Below are 15,968 nucleotides of genomic sequence, written 5' to 3' on the forward strand. Positions count from 1 at the left end.
GAAATCACTGAGGAAAAGATCAAGAAAATGTAAAAATTAATGTGTTACCATATATGAAGTTGGTAACATCAGACTCGCTTAAGCAGCGCATCGAAAAGAATTTCGGCCGGGTGCTGAGCCAGGCGGCCCGTACCGTCTTTAATCTGGTGGCGGCAGGACGTACCTGGAGCCGCCAGCAGTGTATCGGCATCGGCCGCACGCACGGCTGGAAAGAGTACCAGTTCGCCAATCTGCATGGATACGTCGTAGTGCTCGGCTTCGTAACCGAATGAGCCAGCCATTCCACAACAGCCTGACGGAATCAGTTCGACGCTGTAATTGGCCGGTAACGATAGCGCATCCACGGACCGGCTAATCAATGAGAGCGCTTTCTGGTGGCAGTGACCATGTAGCTTCACGTGGCGCGTGTCGGCGGTGAACTGACTGGCCAGGATTCGTCCAGCATCGGCTTCGCGGGCTATCCATTCTTCCAGCAGGTACGTATGACTGGCAATCCGGCGGGCATCTATTTTCAGTTCATCGGGAACCAGATCAGGGTATTCATCGCGGAAGGTGAGGATCGCAGACGGCTCCAGTCCAACCAGCGGGTTTTCGGCTGAAACGTAGTCACGTAACGCCAGCACATTACGAATCGCCAATGCCTTCGCCTCCCGCACAAACCCTTTCGACAGGTACGTCCGGCCGCTCTCGGCTGTCTCCGGGATCGAAACGGCATACCCCAGCGCCTGCATCAACTTCACCGCCTTCTCGCCAACCGACCCATCGTTGAATTGAGTGAATTCATCAATGAAAAGGTTTACAGCGGTCCGCCGCGCGGTTTCCCGTTTCCCGTTTTCTGTTGCTCCGCTATGAGCTAACACGTTCCCCAGCGGAGCACTAGTAAACGGCAAACGGTCAACAGAAAACTCTTGCAGGTGCGGCATGGTCCGGTCGGGGTGGAAACCGACCAGACGGTTGGCGATGCGGCGGAGGGCGGGTGTGTTGTAAATGCCATTGTAGGCCCAGGGGACGTAGCTGGCAAGCTTCATCAACCGCGTGAAATTACCAACCAGACTGGCCCGGAGTGGTATACCTTTCTCATCGTATAGCTGCTGTGTGAATTCAGCTTTCATCCGGGTCATGTCTACGCTGCTGGGGCATTCCGCTTTGCAGGCTTTGCACGACAGGCAGAGATCGAGCACGTCTTTCACCTCGGCGGCTGCTACTTCATTGCCGGTATAAAAATGCCGGAGCATGTTGGCGCGGGCGCGGGTCGTGTCGTGTTCGCGGCGGGTAGCCATATAACTGGGGCACATGGTGCCGCCCGAAAAATGCGTTTTCCGGCAATCGCCCGAACCCGAGCATTTTTCGGTTGCTTCGAGTAGCCCGCCTGCCTCGCTGAAATCGAAGATGGTTTTGGGCTGAGGAATTACCACGTCGGCTTGGTAGCGAAGGTGCTCGTTCATGGGTGGGCTATCGATCACCTTTCCGGGGTTAAACAGGCCTTGCGGGTCCCAAAGGGTCTTTACTTCTTTGCAAAGCTGGTAATTTTCGGGGCCAAGCATATAGGCAATAAATTCGCCGCGCAGCCGACCGTCGCCATGTTCGCCAGAGAGCGAACCGCCATATTTCTTCACCAACTGGGCTGTATCGCGCAGTAGTGCCCGGAATGTCTCGCGGCCCGGTGTCGTTTTCAGGTTGATCAGCGGCAACACGTGCAACTCACCCGCACCCGCGTGTGCTGAGTACTCGAGATCAAGACCGTGATTTTCTTTGGCCATAACCGTCAGCTCGTCGATGTAATCGGGTAGGTCGGTGGGGGCAACGGCGCAATCTTCAATTACGTTGGCGGGCTTTTCGTCGCCAGGTACGTTATACATGATGCTCAACCCGGCTTTGCGTAGAGCCCACGGCTTCTTGGTATCGTCGCCAAACAGCACCGGATACGCGTAGCCCAGCCCTTTGGCCCGGAGCGCCTCAACAAACTGTGCTGTCTGGTCGACCACCTCCTGCTCAGTTTCGGCAAAAAACTCGACCATCAACACCGCTTTGGGGTCGCCCGAAACGGGATGGTCTTCTACAAACGTCCGATTTTTTGCCTGCTCGATGTTGGTTTTTGTCAGTTGAAGAATGTAGTCATCCACCAGTTCGGAGGCATAGCAGCGATGCTCCAGGGCAACCAGATTCGCTTCCAGCGACTGGCGCAATGTTTCGAAGTGGGCGCAAACCAGACCAACGTACCTGGGCGGCAACGGAAGCAGATTCAACGTCGCTTCGGTAATGAAACACAGCGTTCCTTCCGACCCGGCAATGAGGTGGGCGAGGTTAATGTCCCGCGTCCGGGTGAGGGACGCCACCAGCGCATCCAGCGCGTAGCCGGTGTTGCGGCGGCTTACGGCGGGGTTCGGGTAACCATCCCGGATTTGCTGGCAGATGGTAGGATCGTTCAGCCAGTTATGAAATTTCTGATAAATCTGCTGTTCGAGTGGACTAACCACGTTTTCGCCCCGGCACTTCGCTTCAAAGTCGGCCTGGGTCAACTGACCAAATGTTACCTCCGAACCGTCGGCAAGTACGGCCCGCACGGCCAGCAGATGATCGCGGGTGGTGCCCCAGACGATCGAGTGGAGACCACAGGAGTTATTACCGATCATACCGCCGATCATGGCGCGGCTGGCCGTTGACGTTTCGGGGCCAAACATCAGGCCATGTGCTTTCAGTACCCCATTCAGGTCATCGCGGATGACACCCGGCTGTACACGTACCCAGCGCTCGGCCGGGTTGATTTCCAGTACTTTATCGAAATAAGTTCCGATATCGGCCACAATGCCGGTACCAACCACCTGCCCGGCCAGCGATGTGCCGGCGGCGCGGGGAATCAGGCCAAGCGGAGCGTTGGGGCGGGTGTTGGTTTTGGCGAATCGGATCAGCCGTTTAATGTCTTCGATAGTGCGCGGTATGGCCACGGCCACCGGCATTTCCTGATACACAGACGCATCGGTGGCATAGACCGTCAACTGTGCCTTGTGTTCGGGCGACTCATTGAAATACAATTCGCCATCGAACGACTGACTCAGGGCGGCAAAAGGCAATTTGGGCGCAATCTTGAACATAATCCGATAACTATTGGCAGGCTACAAAGGTACAAGCCTATAAAGTCTTGACGATGATAAAGCACACTGGCGCAGTTTTTTGGACAGGATTTACAGGATGAACAGGATTTGCTTTTTCTTCAGAGCAAAGAGAAAATCCTGTTCATCCTGTAAATCCTGTCCAAAAACTGTGCGTCGCTATAAATCCTGTCAGAAAACACAGATACTAGTCTACGATGAGTGGTCGCTCACGATCAGCCAGCGGCCTTTTTTCTTTTCCCAGAGCAGCGTGAAATGACCACCGGCATCGCCAACTGCTGGACGAGTCAGGTGCCATTTTCCGATAACGTAGGCTACATTTTTAGCCGGAAACTCAAGCTTTAGTATCGTAAACGCTAACGTACCCATGCTTTCCCGGTCGGGGTAGCGTTTTTTGTAGTTCGCCAGCGTGGCATCATATCCGTAGGTAATCCCTGCTTTGCCTACGAACGTCAGCGAGTCGGAAGGCCAGTAACCGTCCATGAAGTTAGCTACCCGCCCGGCGTTCCAATCGTCGGTCTGGCGTTTCAGGGTGCTCAGAATAGCCTGGCGATCGGCCGCCGTCTGACCGTAAACAAAAGAGGTGCCGGTTGTAACAAGCACAGACAGAACAAGCAGAAAGCGGAGGGGTCTCATTTTTTTGGCGAACTTTACAGGATGAAATGGCTACGTAATTTTTACCGGGAATATAAGCCTTATGTGTTCTCCGACGGGTGGTATTACGTGTTTATCCTCGTATTCATTGCCTTAATGTTCCTTTTTTTCGCCTGATGAATGGCTACTACTGATCTGCTTGTTATTATCAATCCGTTGTCGGGTACGTTGCCGCCCGACCAAAGGGAGAGCCTGCGGGCATTCATCGCTGCCGAAGCCGACAGGCAGGCTTACCAGGCGGAAATTGTCACGACAGCCTACGCGGGTCATGCTACCGAACTGGCCGCTCAGGCGGCGCAACAGGGCATTCGTCGGGTGCTGGTAGTGGGCGGCGATGGCACCATCAACGAAACCGCCCGTGCCCTTCGAAAAACCTCAACGGCACTGGGTATTGTTCCGATGGGGTCAGGCAATGGGCTGGCGCGTCATCTTGGCCTACCCATGAATCCGCAGAAGGCAGTACAGCGTGCGCTGGCCGGCAAGCCCGTTTTGATCGACAGCGGCGAGTTGAATGACCACCCGTTTTTCTGCACGGCGGGCCTCGGTTTTGAAGCCTATGTGGCCCATGAATTCGCCAAACAGCCGGTTCGGGGGTTACAGACGTATATCAAAACGGCTTATCAGGCGTTCTGGAGCTACCGGTCGGCTGAGTACACAATTGATGAAAAAAAGGCTGGTCCGCTTTTTTCGCTGACGGCGGCCAACGCCGGGCAGTTTGGTAATAATGCCTGGATTGCCCCGACTGCCAATATTGCCGATGGCAAACTGGATTTGTGCCAGTTAAAGCCGTTTCCGGCGCACATGGCAAGTGTACTGGGTTGGCAGTTGTTTCGTAAATCATTAAACCGGTCGGCCTACTGGTCGGGGCGGCGGTTACAGGAGGCCAGTATTCAAAGCAACGCGCCACTACTGGCCCATGCTGATGGCGAACCGCTGACACTTGCCGGAAACAGTTGTACAATTCGGGTGCTGCCCGCCAGTTTATTGATTTTGATGTGACGCTTATGAGCAAGAAAAACTACACGGGCATCGTCTATTCAACGAACCCCGACCACGAATACGAAACCAGCAATGAACCCGCCGCCGAAACGTTGCCACCACAGCAACAGCAGCTAAAAGTGTGGCTCGACCGGCGAAGTGGCGGCAAAGTAGTGACGGCCGTGCGCGGCTTTGTGGGCACCGATGCTGATCTGGCCGATCTGGGGAAACAGCTCAAGAATGCCTGCGGAACAGGCGGCACGGTCAAAGATGGCGAAATCCAGATTCAGGGCGACCACCGCGACAAAATCCTGACGTACCTGACCGGCAAGAAATACGCCGCCAAGAAAGCAGGGGGGTAATCAATTAACAATGATAATTGGTCATTGATCATTGTTAATTGATACATGTGCTTCCAGCACTGAGTTGGCTTTGCCGGTGAAGGTACCGCTGACGGGAGATGTCAGTTCAGCGCGGGCTGAAGAGGCCAGGGAGACGTGATTATTGACAACAACGGTATTCTCGGTCGGGTCGAAGCCGCGCCAGCCTGCGCCGGGTAGGTATACTTCGGCCCAGGCGTGAAGCTGATGCTCCTGCTGTGCGGACCCAAACAGATACCCGCTCACAAATCGGGCGGCTATGCCGAGGCTGCGACAGGCCGCCATGAACAGGGTGCTATAGTCGCGGCACGAACCACGCTGATCCAGTAATGTCTGCTCGGGGGGATATGGTGCGCCCTCTTCCCGAACCGCGTACGTGAATTGCCGGATGGCGTTGTTCAGCGCAATCAGAAACGGAACAGTTTGCCAGCCCACACCTGCCGCCAGTTGGCGGGCCCAGTTTTCAATGGCGGGCGTAACACCTTCGCGGGTCAGGTACGTTTCCAGAAGAGGACGTACCTCGGCCGGGTATTTCAGCGGCACCCGCTGGGCTTCGAACGGAAAAAGAACAAAGTCAAGCGAGTTGAATGGTTCGGAGTCAACCTCAATCTCTGCCGTAATATGCAGGTGGCTGGTTGGACCACTGAAATATACAAGTTGCTGAACGTTACCCTCTACATCGACATTACGAACCACCTTCGATGGCATCGGGTCAATGGTGAGTTCGTAGTGTTGTAGCCGCTGGTAAGGATACGTGCGCGGATACAGATAGAGCATGTGCGGTTGCAGTACTACCGGATGGTCGTACGTGTATAACAACTGATGCCGGACAGAAAGGCGCATACAATGAACGGGTGTCAGTTAACAATGAACCGCTGCGACATATCGTAGCGTACCGTAAGAACTGTTACACAAAATGATTGCCAATTGGTCATCGACCATTGATAATTGGGTTAGCCACTTTTTCGAAGATGGGGTCCATCCAGTAAGTGGGCAGGCGGCGCACCGAGTTGTTGAGCAAGGCGCTCCACTGATGCGAGATCTCATCCATATCGTCTTTCTCCAACCGGTGCTCGGTCATGTGGAAACTGTCTTTGGTATAGATCACCACGTCGAGCGGATAGTCGACATCATTGGCGCTGACCCGAGTGGCATCGAAGGCCAGAAAGCCGATTTTCAAGGCTTCCTGTAGTGTAGCCTCATAATTCAGGTTTCTGAACAACAGGGGCTTGCCATAGCCCGAGTTACCGATAATCTTGAAAAGAGAACCAGAATCGACTTCAACCCAGTTGCCTTCGGGATACAACAGAAACAATTTGTGTTCTTCGTCGTCTTCGAGTTGACCACCCACAATGGCGTTGAGGTTGAAGTTCATCCCCGCCGCCTGAATCGACTCTTTGTCTTCAGCCGCTACCCGCTTCACCTGTTCGCCAAAGGCATTGACGGCCTTATATAACTTATTGAAAGTCTGGTCCTGTTCGGCAAGCACTTCGCGAAAATACGTGATGGCCTTGTCGCGTACTGACCGCAGACCGGAGGTCATAATAAACAGCGAATGATTCTTGACCTCGTGGACGGTGATCTTTCGGTTGGTGGATACTTCGGTGCCCGATGTCAGGCGCGTATCGGCGATAGCAACCAAACCTGATTTTACTTTAATTCCTAAGCAGTACGTCATTATAGCCGCGAGGTGGATGTGTCATGGGCAAATATAAACCGTTTTCCCATTGTGCCTTTCCAGAGTGGTGGGATTATCTAATCCCTCTTTGTCTGTAGAAGTTATCTACAGAATAAAGCGTTAATCGGCCAACATGTTTTATTTTTTCTAATTCGGCAGGTCAGAATTAGTAGCCGGACGTGATCGAAGGGCGAATAAATCGAAGCGGCGGTGGCCCAATTCTTTCTCCATATCGCTTAGTTCAATCTGCAAAGCGTTGATCGAAATTGAGATTTCGACCACCGAAACCACCAGCGCCGATATCTGCAACACCAGTGCCAGTCCAAACAGGTAACTCGCCACCAGTTGTTTGTCCCAATAGATCAGCGCCATAGAAATAGCACTCACCAGCAGGCTCAATACGGCCAGAATCTGGATGTTACGAATAAGCCGCAACCGACGGTGCAAATTCCTGATCTGATCAACGTACACTATCTCGGGATTAGTCCTGAATTTATCGTGCAGGTCGCGGATGAGGCTGGCGATGGCCAGAAAGCGATTGGTGAACGCAATCATCAGTAATGAGACTGTCGAAAAAAGCAGAGCCGGGGTACTGATGGTGAGTTCCATAGACGGTAGTCAATGGCTAATAACCACCGACTACCTGTCGAAACGTCGTAACTTGCGGCCTTTGTTCAAAATGCGTCCTTTTATATGTCTGAGAAACGTAGCCCAGCGTTAATTTTTATTTTTATCACGGTTCTCGTTGATTGCATCGGCATTGGCCTGATTGTACCCGTAGTGCCCCGGTTGATCGAAGATCTCACCGGCGAGGGACTAAGCGCGGCAGCCCAGTATGGTGGCTGGCTTACATTTGCCTATGCGGCCATGCAATTTTTGTTTGCTCCGGTTATGGGTGGTTTGAGCGATCAGTACGGTCGCAGGCCGGTGTTGCTGGTGGCTCTTTTCGGGCTTGGTCTGGATTTTCTGGTTTGTGCTTACGCCCCCACAATCACCTGGCTATTTGTTGTGCGGGTATTTGCGGGCATCTGTGGGGCTAGCTTCACTACGGCCAGTGCCTACATTGCCGACATCAGTACGCCCGAAAAACGGGCGCAGAACTTTGGGCTCGTTGGTGCTGCCTTCGGGCTTGGGTTCATTATTGGGCCAAGCATGGGCGGGTTGCTGAGCAGCTATGGCACACGGGCTCCGTTTCTGGCGGCGGCGGCCTTATCGCTGCTCAACTGTCTATACGGCTTTTTCGTCCTGCCCGAATCGCTTTCTCAGGAAAATCGCCGCCCGTTCAACTGGCGCAGGGCCAACGCAATCGGGTCATTCAAGGCCTTGAGGCGGTACCCATCGCTGGTGGGGCTAATTGCCGCACTGGCCTTCCTCTACATTGCCGGGCAGGTGATGCAGTCGGTTTGGGGTTACTTCACGATGCTTCGTTACGGCTGGGATACCAAGCTTGTTGGCATTTCGCTGGCACTGGTGGGACTGGCCGTGGCCATTGTACAGGGTGGCTTAATCCGGCTTATCATTCCCAAAATAGGCCAGAAACGAGCCGTTTTCCTGGGAATGATTGTCTACGTAATTTCTTTCATCGGCTTCACATTCGCCTATGAGGGCTGGATGGCGCTGGCTTTAATTGCTCCCTACGCCTTTGCTGGTATTACCGGCCCCGCCATCCAGGGCATTATTTCGGGGCAGGTGCCACCGAATGAGCAGGGCGAACTACAGGGGGCTTTAACCAGCCTGATGAGCCTGACAGCCATCTTCAGCCCCGTGCTGATGACAAACCTGTTTGCCTATTTTACCAAACCCACGGCACCCATCTATTTTCCGGGAGCCCCCTACATGGCTGGTGCTATTTTCACGCTCGTCGCCATTTTTATTACCGTTGGCGCCCTGAAAAATTATGTGCAACCGAAGGAAGTAGTTAAGGAAGATATAGTAGGTTGATTGGTTGACTGGGGATTGGGTAACTGGTAACGTGTTTAGGTTTGGTGAAGTCAACCCATCCCCAATCCCCCAATCACTCATACAATTCGGGTCTGAGTTTCATACTAAGTAGGACGATTCGATCTACCAGACCAGGGAAGAAACGGCTCAGGGTAGCGTTCAGCTTTCCCATGCCTGTCAGCACCGTGTTGGTGCGGCGGCGTAAAATATGACGGGCAATGGCCTGAGCTACTTGCTGTTGTGACATTTGCCAACGGGGCGGACGGTGAGCCAGCGGTACCGGTTCGCCATTGGCCGCCACTACGCGCTTCTCGGGGTCGTTGGCCGTAAAGCCAAGGTGAATGACCCCAACATGCAAGCCTGTTTTATGCCACTCCAGCCGCAGTGTATGCGCCAGGTTGCTCATGGCAGCCTTACCGGCACAATAGGCCGAGCCGCTGGGAATGCCGTTTAGCGCCGAGATAGAGGAAATAAATGTAACACAGCCTTTAGCGTCGAGCAAATGCGGCAAAGCAGCTTTTAAGGGGTAAACGGTGCCGTAAATGTTGCTGTCGCAAACCGCCCGGAACACATCAACGTCGAGGTCATTGAAATACGCCCGCATGGATATGCTGGCGTTTGTGACCAGTATGTCAAGCTGCCCGAACGCCGCCACCGTATCGTCGATGAGTTGCTGGCAGGCGGCGTAGTTTGTCACATCGGCCACACAGGCTTCGGCAACGTACCCGGCTTCCTGAAAGGAGCATAGCGTCTGGGCAAGCTGATCAGGACGAAGCCCATTGAGCATGACGGCTGCTCCCTGACGGGCCAGTTCACGGGCCGTTTCGCGACCAATGCCCGACTCCGAGCCTGTGATCAACGCTACTTTTCCCGCAAAAGGCCCCGTAACCGGTGGCTGCGCACGCCGTCTGGTTGGGCTTACGGGCTGGTGGTTATATGGAGAGTTCAATAAGAAGGGTTTTTCACTAGACGTATCCATGCGTGGTGAACCAGTCGTAAGCTTCCTGAATGGCTTCCCTGATGGGAGTCTGCGGTAAGTTAAGTTCGTTAATTGCCTTTTGCGACGAAAAGTAATGACCGTCATTGGCGATCATAGTCATGGGCAGGGTCACCCGAGCCGCCTTGCCCGTTTGTGTCGCCCACCAGTCTATCAACTGACCGTAGAGCCGGGTAAGTCCCGGTGAAAGCGCAAAGCGTGGCGGCCGTACGCCCGCGATGGTAGCCATTAGGCTGAATGCGTCGTGGTAGGTCAGGTTTTCGTTTCCCAGAATGTACGATTGACCTATACGGCCCATCGTTAGCGCATTGACGGTGCCAATGGCCGCATCACGCACGTGGATGAAGTTCTTGCCACCCACCGTGTAGCCGGGTAATTGCCGCTTCGCTACAGCCAGCAACATGGCGCCAGAGGTGGGCTTGCTGTCGAGTGAGCCAAGCATAAATGATGGATGGACGAGCACAGCAGGTACGTTGTCTGTATGAGCCGCCTGCCTCACCAGTTCCGTCGCTGCCACTTTGCTGTCCATGTAATCGATGCCGTAGTGTTTGCCAGAATAAGGGTGTTTCTCATCGCCGGGTTGTTCTTTTGAGCCAAAGCCGAATACATTGGCCGAACCAACATAGACCAGCCTGCGCACGCCATGTGTTTGAACTGCTTGAAGTATGTGCTCAGTACCGGTCTTGTTCACCGTCCAAACCGCCGGGTTACGCGCCGGATTGACCTGAGCCAAAGCCGCCGCATGAATCACGCCCGCACAACCTTCAGTCGCGTTCATAACATCGCTGGCGTTGCAGATATCGCCCTCGACGAGTTCTATGGGCATGTCGGGCAACGTGGATCGGTTACTGCCGGGACGTACCAGCGCCCTGACTACGTAGCGACGAGCCAGTAACTCGCGGGCAATGTGGCTTCCCAGAAACCCGTTAGCGCCCGTTAAAAGAATTGTATTGGCCAATCAGTTGATAGCTAGCTACTGGAATAAATACGTGAAAGGGGATATATTAGATTAAAAGGAACCAATCTCGGCGCCTCGGCTGACTTCTTAAATCGAGTTTCCCCGCAGAAAATCGGCTGTCAACATGCGGCGTTTGCCTTCGGCCTGTAGCTCGTCTACGGAGAGCCACTCATCGGCAGCGCGCACCAGCAGTTTCGTTTTATGGTCGGTATAAGCCTGGCCTGGCTCGGCATCGAAGGGACTTTCATTGGCGACGGATGCGGCGTAGATTTTGTAAAACTTACCGTTCAGCATCGTCCAGGCAGTAGGGTAGGGTGATAAGCCCCGGATGAAGTTTCGCACCTGAGCGGCTGGCTGATTCCAGTTGATTTCGGTAGTCTCCCGATGTAGTTTAGGTGCCGGTTTCAGGTCTGTGGCCTCGGGCTGGGGCGTTCGTGGGTACGTTCCCGCCTCAATAGCCTGTACCGTTCGCAACACCAGATCGGCCCCGTGTTCCATCAGGCGGTCGTGCAACGTACCTGCCGTATCATCAGGGTGAATTGGCTCTGTTTCCTGAAAGATCATCTGGCCCGTATCGATTTCTTTTTCGATAAAAAAGGTGGTCGCACCCGTCTCTGTCTCACCGTTGATAATGGCCCAGTTGATTGGTGCCGCGCCCCGGTACTGCGGTAGCTTCGAGGCATGAAGATTGAACGTACCTACGCGCGGCATAGCCCAGACGGCTTCCGGTAACATCCTGAAGGCCACCACAACCTGTAGGTCAGCATTGTAATTGGCTAGCTCAGCCAAAAACGCCGGGTCGCGCAGTTTTTCGGGTTGCAGAACAGGTAATCCAGCTTCCAGCGCAGCTTTCTTCACCGGCGACGGAACCAACTGCAACCCACGACCCGACGGCCGGTCGGGTGCGGTAATGACCGCCACTACCTGGCAACCCCCACTGAGCAGGCGTTGGAGGCTGGCCACTGCAAAATCGGGGGTACCCATGAACACAATGCGTAATCCGTTGGTCATATAGTTTGTTTTGAACTGCGTTGAGGTTTAGTAATCATTTATTCATTCTTACGTTTTTTATAAACCGGGATGGGTATATTGACAAAGGCAGTTCCGAAGTCGTACATTTGTCTAAACGCCATCTCAACCCGATGCGACAACAACGCGCACACATCATTAAAGGTTGGTTCTTCTGACAGGCTGCAAAACAAACAAACTTGTTGCAGAACGGTCGGTGGGCCGTTCTTTTTTTTGTCTACGACGAAAGTCTATAACGGATATTTTTACTAGTTGACTCTACCGGCTAGCTCAGTCAGTCAGGCGGGCAGAGGCAACTGTCTACTTACAAGACACCAGCATATTATGTCTAAAATTAACTATTACACAGAAGAGGGCCTGAATCGGCTCAAAGCCGAATTGAACGACCTGAAAACCAAAGGTCGTACTGCCATTGCCCACCAGATTGCCGAAGCCCGCGACAAAGGCGACCTCAGCGAAAATGCCGAGTACGATGCGGCCAAAGATGCGCAGGGGCTACACGAACTTAAAATCTCGAAGCTCGAAGAGGTTGTGGCCAATGCCCGTCTGCTCGATGAATCGTCGATTGATACGTCGATTGTATCGGTATTGTCGAATGTGAAGATCAAAAACAAAAAAACCGGCGCGGAGGTCACCTACACGCTGGTATCGGAAGAAGAAGCTGATCTGAAGCAATTCCGTATTTCGGTAGGCTCGCCCATCGGTAAAGGGCTGCTAGGCAAGAAGGTAGGCGAATCAGCCGAGATCACAGTTCCCGCCGGAAAGATCGAGTTTGAAGTAATCGAAATCAGCCGGTAAAAACGGTCATAGGTATAAAAGGTCATAAGTCGCGCTGCTCAGGTACGTTCCTAAGCAGCGCGACTTATGACCTTTTATACCTATGACCGTTTTTCATACACCACAAAATCAAAGGCGGCTTCGTGGCGGTCGTCGGCAGGGTGCGGGTTGCGGCTGACTTCGCGCCACTCTGCCTTATCAAACTCAGGAAAAGCCGCGTTGCCTTCGTAGGTACGTTGTATTTCGGTGAGGTAAATGCGGTTTGCTACGGGTAAGGCAAGCGCATAGATTTCGGCTCCGCCGATCACAAACAGTTCCGGTTGGTCGTGATTAGCTTCGGCCTCTTCAGCGGCCTGTAACGCAGCGTTAAGCGTATTAACCACAATCACGCCGTCGGCCCGGAAATCAGGATTGCGGGTAATTACAATGTTGGTTCGTTTTGGCAGGGGCTTTCCCAGCGCATCCAGCGACTTTCGCCCCATAATAATGGCATGGCCGCTGGTTTTTTGTTTGAAATAGGCGAAGTCATCGGGTAGGTGCCAGGGGAGGTCTGGACGTCCGTCGGCTCTGTCGCGGCCAATGATCCGGTTTTGTGCCATTGCGGCAATCAGGCTAATCGTCATAGGAGGTAACTATCGAGCCGTAAAAGTACGGCTACTGGTCAGTTGAACCACAACGTAGCATAGGTACGTGCCCCGTAATCAGCCACTTTCTAAAAATTGGTATTAGCCTGAAAATTGGTGCGTTGCGCTGTCCAATTCCCTCTTGTAATTATATACATTTGTGATTCGATACAACGTTTTTATACTGTATTCTAACTTATTTCTCCTATGAACAGACGCGACGCCCTGTTGCGGGTGGCTACAATGGTTGGTGCGACGATGACGCTACCAGGCCTTGGCTCATCCGCGTTGGCTGATACGCTTGAGGCTTCGGCGGCCAAACGGATTGCAACGGGCAAGCCCGTTCTTTTTACGGCCGATCAGGATGCCCTGGTGGCCGATTTGGCCGATGTAATCATCCCCACTACGAGTACACCCGGTGCTAAGGCAGCGAAGGTAAATGAGATCATAGATGTTGTACTGAAAGACTGCTACAAGCCAGCCGACCAGCAACGGTTCATCGACGGTCTGACCATGACGCAGAAGATGAGTCAGGATAGCTATGGCAAGTCATTTTCACAACTTGATAACAAGCAGAAAATCGAGTTGATGAAAAAGCTGGAAGCTGATGCCAGTCAGCAAAAAACAAATGCCGCCCGCGCCGTAGCCGGGCAGCAGGATGTGCAGATTCCGGTGGAGAAGCGAAATGTAACCCCCTTCTTCGCTATGCTGAAAGAACTGACACTGATGGGGTACTTCACGTCAGAAATCGGTGCTACGCAGGCACTCGAGTATGTGGCTATTCCAGGTCGGTATGATGGCTGTGTCCCCCTGAAACCAGGGCAGAAGGCTTGGGCAATCTAAAAAGAGTTTACTGTTTACTGTTTGCTGTTTACAGTTGCGCTGATCAAGTGCTACTGACTCCAAAGCGAAGCAACAGAAAACGGTAAACGGCAAACTGCAAACTTTAAGAAGATGAATCTCAATATCGACGCCCAGAAAGACATGACCTACGACGCAATCGTGGTTGGGTCGGGCATATCAGGTGGCTGGGCGGCAAAAGAACTAACCCAGAAAGGTCTACGCGTGCTGATGCTGGAACGCGGCCGCGACATTAAGCACGTTGAAGGCTACACAACGGCTACCAACAATCCCTGGGATTTCCCGCACCGCGGGCGGGTAACCAACCTGGCCGCCGAAGAGTACTGGGCGGGTCAGCGTACGGGGTACACCAACAACGAAGAGTGGCGTCACCATTTCGAAAATGATTCGCTGAATCCATACATCGAAAAACGTCCGATGGACTGGATTCGTGGGTATCATGTGGGTGGACGCTCGCTGATGTGGGGGCGGCAGAGCTACCGCCATAATGAGGAAGACTTCATGGCCAATCTCAAAGAAGGCGTTGGTGTCGACTGGCCCATCCGGTACAAAGATCTGGCTCCCTGGTATACCTATGTGGAAGGTTTCGCAGGTGTAAGCGGCTCTAAAGATGGCCTCAGCGTATTGCCGGATGGTAACTATCAGCCAGCAATGCAGATGAACTGCGTAGAGAAGGAGGTGAAAGCCCGGGTTGAAAAGGCATTTGGGAAGCGGACGATTACGATGGGTCGTACGGCCCACCTGACCGATCCTAAGGCTGTTCATACCAACCTTGGTCGTGCGGCCTGCCAGTATCGGAATCAGTGTATGCGTGGTTGCCCATTCGGGGCGTATTTCAGCACCCAGTCATCTACGCTGCCAGCCGCTATGGCCACTGGCCGGTTAACGCTCCGCCCCGACTCGATTGTTTCTGAAGTGCTATATGATGAGAAAAAAGGCCGGGCTACGGGCGTTCGCATCATCGATCAGAATACGAAAGCCGTTCGTGAGTATTATGCGAAGATCATCTTTGTGAATGCATCTGCCTTTGGCAGCACCTCTATTCTGATGAACTCAAAATCGAGCCGGTTCCCCAACGGAATGGGTAACGATTCAGATCAGCTTGGCCGTAACATTATGGATCACCACCTCGGTGTAGGCGCCAACGGTGACTTCGAGGGCATGGAAGATCAGTATTACTATGGTCGGCGGGCAAACGGAATCTACATTCCGCGTTACCGCAACTGGGACGGCGACAAGCGCGATTACCTGCGTGGCTTTGGTTATCAGGGAGCGGCCAGCCGGTCGGGCTGGAACCGGGGTACTGGTACAGATGGGTTTGGTGCTGACTTCAAAGAAGACCTCACCAAGCCTGGTCCATGGACGATAGGCATTGGTGGCTTTGGCGAAGTGTTACCCGACCCTAACAACCGCATGACGCTGTCGCCGGATAAGAAAGACCGTTGGGGGTTGCCGCTGATCGTATTCGACGCCGCTTACGGCGAGAACGAGAAAAAGATGCGGAAAGATATGATGAACGACGCCGTAGAGATGCTGGAGGCCGCCGGTCTGAAAAACGTGAAGGGTTACAACGACGAATCTAAAAACCTGGGTATCGGGATACACGAAATGGGGACAGCCCGGATGGGTCGTGACCCAAAAACGTCGGTCCTGAACGCTAACAACCAGATTCACGCGGTGAAAAACGTATTTGTTACAGATGGTGCCGCTATGACTTCAGCGTCCTGCGTGAACCCATCGTTAACGTATATGGCGCTCACAGCACGGGCTGCTGATTTCGCTGTTAAGGAGCTGAAGAAACAGAATCTGTAGATAAATAACGCCAATATGCCATTGATACCCAGACTTTCATACGGTCTGGGTATTATTTTTTTTAACGGAATTGACTTATTATCAAACGGTTACGTGTAAGCTTCTAGTAAACTTATAGGCATGTTTGATTGACCTTAAGCTAAATTAATTAATTTAATAGACGAATTGGT

General features: G+C 53.1%; 15 protein-coding genes. 6 read left to right on the forward strand and 9 right to left on the reverse strand.

Going from position 1 to position 15,968, the window contains the following annotated elements; genetic code table 11:
- Positions 1 to 68: 68 nt before the first annotated feature.
- Entirely contained in the window at positions 69 to 3,092 is a 3,024-nt protein-coding gene (locus tag ACFE8Q_RS22420; protein ID WP_375447684.1) for an FAD-binding and (Fe-S)-binding domain-containing protein, read from the reverse strand.
- 210 nt (positions 3,093 to 3,302) lie between these two features.
- Positions 3,303 to 3,746, reverse strand: coding sequence for a YybH family protein (locus ACFE8Q_RS22425; RefSeq protein ID WP_375447685.1), 444 nt, complete (start codon positions 3,744 to 3,746; stop codon positions 3,303 to 3,305).
- A gap of 138 nt (positions 3,747 to 3,884) precedes the next feature.
- On the opposite strand from ACFE8Q_RS22425, the gene ACFE8Q_RS22430 reads away from it, so the two are divergent.
- Both ACFE8Q_RS22430 and ACFE8Q_RS22435 read left to right on the forward strand, forming a co-directional pair.
- Positions 3,885 to 4,763, forward strand: a complete 879-nt coding sequence (locus tag ACFE8Q_RS22430) for a diacylglycerol/lipid kinase family protein (protein WP_375447686.1) — start codon at positions 3,885 to 3,887, stop codon at positions 4,761 to 4,763.
- A 5-nt stretch (positions 4,764 to 4,768) separates the two neighbouring features.
- On the forward strand, positions 4,769 to 5,104 hold the full coding sequence (locus tag ACFE8Q_RS22435) for a translation initiation factor (RefSeq protein ID WP_375447687.1): 336 nt from the start codon (positions 4,769 to 4,771) through the stop codon (positions 5,102 to 5,104).
- Positions 5,105 to 5,125: 21 nt separating this feature from the next.
- Here the strand turns inward: ACFE8Q_RS22435 and ACFE8Q_RS22440 are convergent, their stop codons facing one another.
- The 3 genes from ACFE8Q_RS22440 to ACFE8Q_RS22450 form a co-directional block, all read right to left on the reverse strand.
- Positions 5,126 to 5,965 carry a transglutaminase domain-containing protein gene (locus ACFE8Q_RS22440; RefSeq protein WP_375447688.1) on the reverse strand — a complete coding sequence of 280 codons (840 nt, stop codon included), beginning with the start codon at positions 5,963 to 5,965 and terminating at the stop codon, positions 5,126 to 5,128.
- Positions 5,966 to 6,053: 88 nt separating this feature from the next.
- Complete coding sequence (locus ACFE8Q_RS22445; protein ID WP_375447689.1) at positions 6,054 to 6,800, reverse strand: peptidase; 747 nt, start codon at positions 6,798 to 6,800, stop codon at positions 6,054 to 6,056.
- 147 nt (positions 6,801 to 6,947) lie between these two features.
- On the reverse strand, positions 6,948 to 7,409 hold the full coding sequence (locus ACFE8Q_RS22450) for a DUF2721 domain-containing protein (RefSeq protein WP_375447690.1): 462 nt from the start codon (positions 7,407 to 7,409) through the stop codon (positions 6,948 to 6,950).
- An 84-nt stretch (positions 7,410 to 7,493) separates the two neighbouring features.
- Here ACFE8Q_RS22450 and ACFE8Q_RS22455 point away from each other — a divergent pair, with 84 nt between their 5' ends.
- Entirely contained in the window at positions 7,494 to 8,741 is a 1,248-nt protein-coding gene (locus ACFE8Q_RS22455; RefSeq protein WP_375447691.1) for a TCR/Tet family MFS transporter, read from the forward strand.
- Between the two features lie 73 nt (positions 8,742 to 8,814).
- Here the strand turns inward: ACFE8Q_RS22455 and ACFE8Q_RS22460 are convergent, their stop codons facing one another.
- The 3 genes from ACFE8Q_RS22460 to fmt all read right to left on the reverse strand — a co-directional run bounded on the left by ACFE8Q_RS22460 (position 8,815) and on the right by fmt (position 11,707).
- Positions 8,815 to 9,720, reverse strand: a complete 906-nt coding sequence (locus tag ACFE8Q_RS22460) for an SDR family oxidoreductase (protein WP_375447692.1) — start codon at positions 9,718 to 9,720, stop codon at positions 8,815 to 8,817.
- Positions 9,707 to 10,696, reverse strand: a complete 990-nt coding sequence (locus ACFE8Q_RS22465; protein WP_375447693.1) for an NAD-dependent epimerase/dehydratase family protein — start codon at positions 10,694 to 10,696, stop codon at positions 9,707 to 9,709. Before ACFE8Q_RS22465 ends, ACFE8Q_RS22460 begins: the two co-directional genes overlap by 14 nt.
- 87 nt (positions 10,697 to 10,783) lie before the next feature.
- Positions 10,784 to 11,707, reverse strand: a complete 924-nt coding sequence (fmt, locus tag ACFE8Q_RS22470; RefSeq protein WP_375447694.1) for a methionyl-tRNA formyltransferase — start codon at positions 11,705 to 11,707, stop codon at positions 10,784 to 10,786.
- 342 nt (positions 11,708 to 12,049) lie between these two features.
- Between fmt and greA the strand changes: the two genes are divergently transcribed.
- Entirely contained in the window at positions 12,050 to 12,523 is a 474-nt protein-coding gene (greA, locus tag ACFE8Q_RS22475) for a transcription elongation factor GreA (RefSeq protein WP_375447695.1), read from the forward strand.
- Between the two features lie 80 nt (positions 12,524 to 12,603).
- Here the strand turns inward: greA and ACFE8Q_RS22480 are convergent, their stop codons facing one another.
- Positions 12,604 to 13,125: a dihydrofolate reductase gene (locus ACFE8Q_RS22480; protein ID WP_375447696.1), complete on the reverse strand. Its 522-nt coding sequence runs from the start codon at positions 13,123 to 13,125 to the stop codon at positions 12,604 to 12,606.
- A gap of 207 nt (positions 13,126 to 13,332) precedes the next feature.
- Here ACFE8Q_RS22480 and ACFE8Q_RS22485 point away from each other — a divergent pair, with 207 nt between their 5' ends.
- Both ACFE8Q_RS22485 and ACFE8Q_RS22490 read left to right on the forward strand, forming a co-directional pair.
- Entirely contained in the window at positions 13,333 to 13,968 is a 636-nt protein-coding gene (locus ACFE8Q_RS22485) for a gluconate 2-dehydrogenase subunit 3 family protein (protein ID WP_375447697.1), read from the forward strand.
- A 111-nt stretch (positions 13,969 to 14,079) separates the two neighbouring features.
- A complete protein-coding gene (locus ACFE8Q_RS22490) occupies positions 14,080 to 15,798 on the forward strand; it encodes a GMC oxidoreductase (RefSeq protein WP_375447698.1) in 1,719 nt (572 codons plus the stop codon).
- The last annotated feature ends 170 nt before the right edge of the window (positions 15,799 to 15,968 follow it).

It is taken from the genome of uncultured Fibrella sp., from assembly GCF_964250085.1.
GTDB lineage: Bacteria > Bacteroidota > Bacteroidia > Cytophagales > Spirosomataceae > Fibrella.

Excerpts from the sequence above, each read along its gene's own strand:
- ACFE8Q_RS22455 (WP_375447691.1), top strand. The coding sequence starts at position 7,494 with ATGTCTGAGAAACGTAGCCCAGCGTTAATTTTTATTTTTATCACGGTT.
- ACFE8Q_RS22450 (WP_375447690.1), bottom strand. The coding sequence starts at position 7,409 with ATGGAACTCACCATCAGTACCCCGGCTCTGCTTTTTTCGACAGTCTCA.
- ACFE8Q_RS22435 (WP_375447687.1), top strand. The coding sequence starts at position 4,769 with ATGAGCAAGAAAAACTACACGGGCATCGTCTATTCAACGAACCCCGAC.
- ACFE8Q_RS22490 (WP_375447698.1), top strand. The coding sequence starts at position 14,080 with ATGAATCTCAATATCGACGCCCAGAAAGACATGACCTACGACGCAATC.
- ACFE8Q_RS22420 (WP_375447684.1), bottom strand. The coding sequence starts at position 3,092 with ATGTTCAAGATTGCGCCCAAATTGCCTTTTGCCGCCCTGAGTCAGTCG.
- ACFE8Q_RS22460 (WP_375447692.1), bottom strand. The coding sequence starts at position 9,720 with ATGGATACGTCTAGTGAAAAACCCTTCTTATTGAACTCTCCATATAAC.
- fmt (WP_375447694.1), bottom strand. The coding sequence starts at position 11,707 with ATGACCAACGGATTACGCATTGTGTTCATGGGTACCCCCGATTTTGCA.
- ACFE8Q_RS22445 (WP_375447689.1), bottom strand. The coding sequence starts at position 6,800 with ATGACGTACTGCTTAGGAATTAAAGTAAAATCAGGTTTGGTTGCTATC.
- ACFE8Q_RS22430 (WP_375447686.1), top strand. The coding sequence starts at position 3,885 with ATGGCTACTACTGATCTGCTTGTTATTATCAATCCGTTGTCGGGTACG.
- ACFE8Q_RS22425 (WP_375447685.1), bottom strand. The coding sequence starts at position 3,746 with ATGAGACCCCTCCGCTTTCTGCTTGTTCTGTCTGTGCTTGTTACAACC.
- ACFE8Q_RS22480 (WP_375447696.1), bottom strand. The coding sequence starts at position 13,125 with ATGACGATTAGCCTGATTGCCGCAATGGCACAAAACCGGATCATTGGC.
- greA (WP_375447695.1), top strand. The coding sequence starts at position 12,050 with ATGTCTAAAATTAACTATTACACAGAAGAGGGCCTGAATCGGCTCAAA.
- ACFE8Q_RS22485 (WP_375447697.1), top strand. The coding sequence starts at position 13,333 with ATGAACAGACGCGACGCCCTGTTGCGGGTGGCTACAATGGTTGGTGCG.
- ACFE8Q_RS22440 (WP_375447688.1), bottom strand. The coding sequence starts at position 5,965 with ATGCGCCTTTCTGTCCGGCATCAGTTGTTATACACGTACGACCATCCG.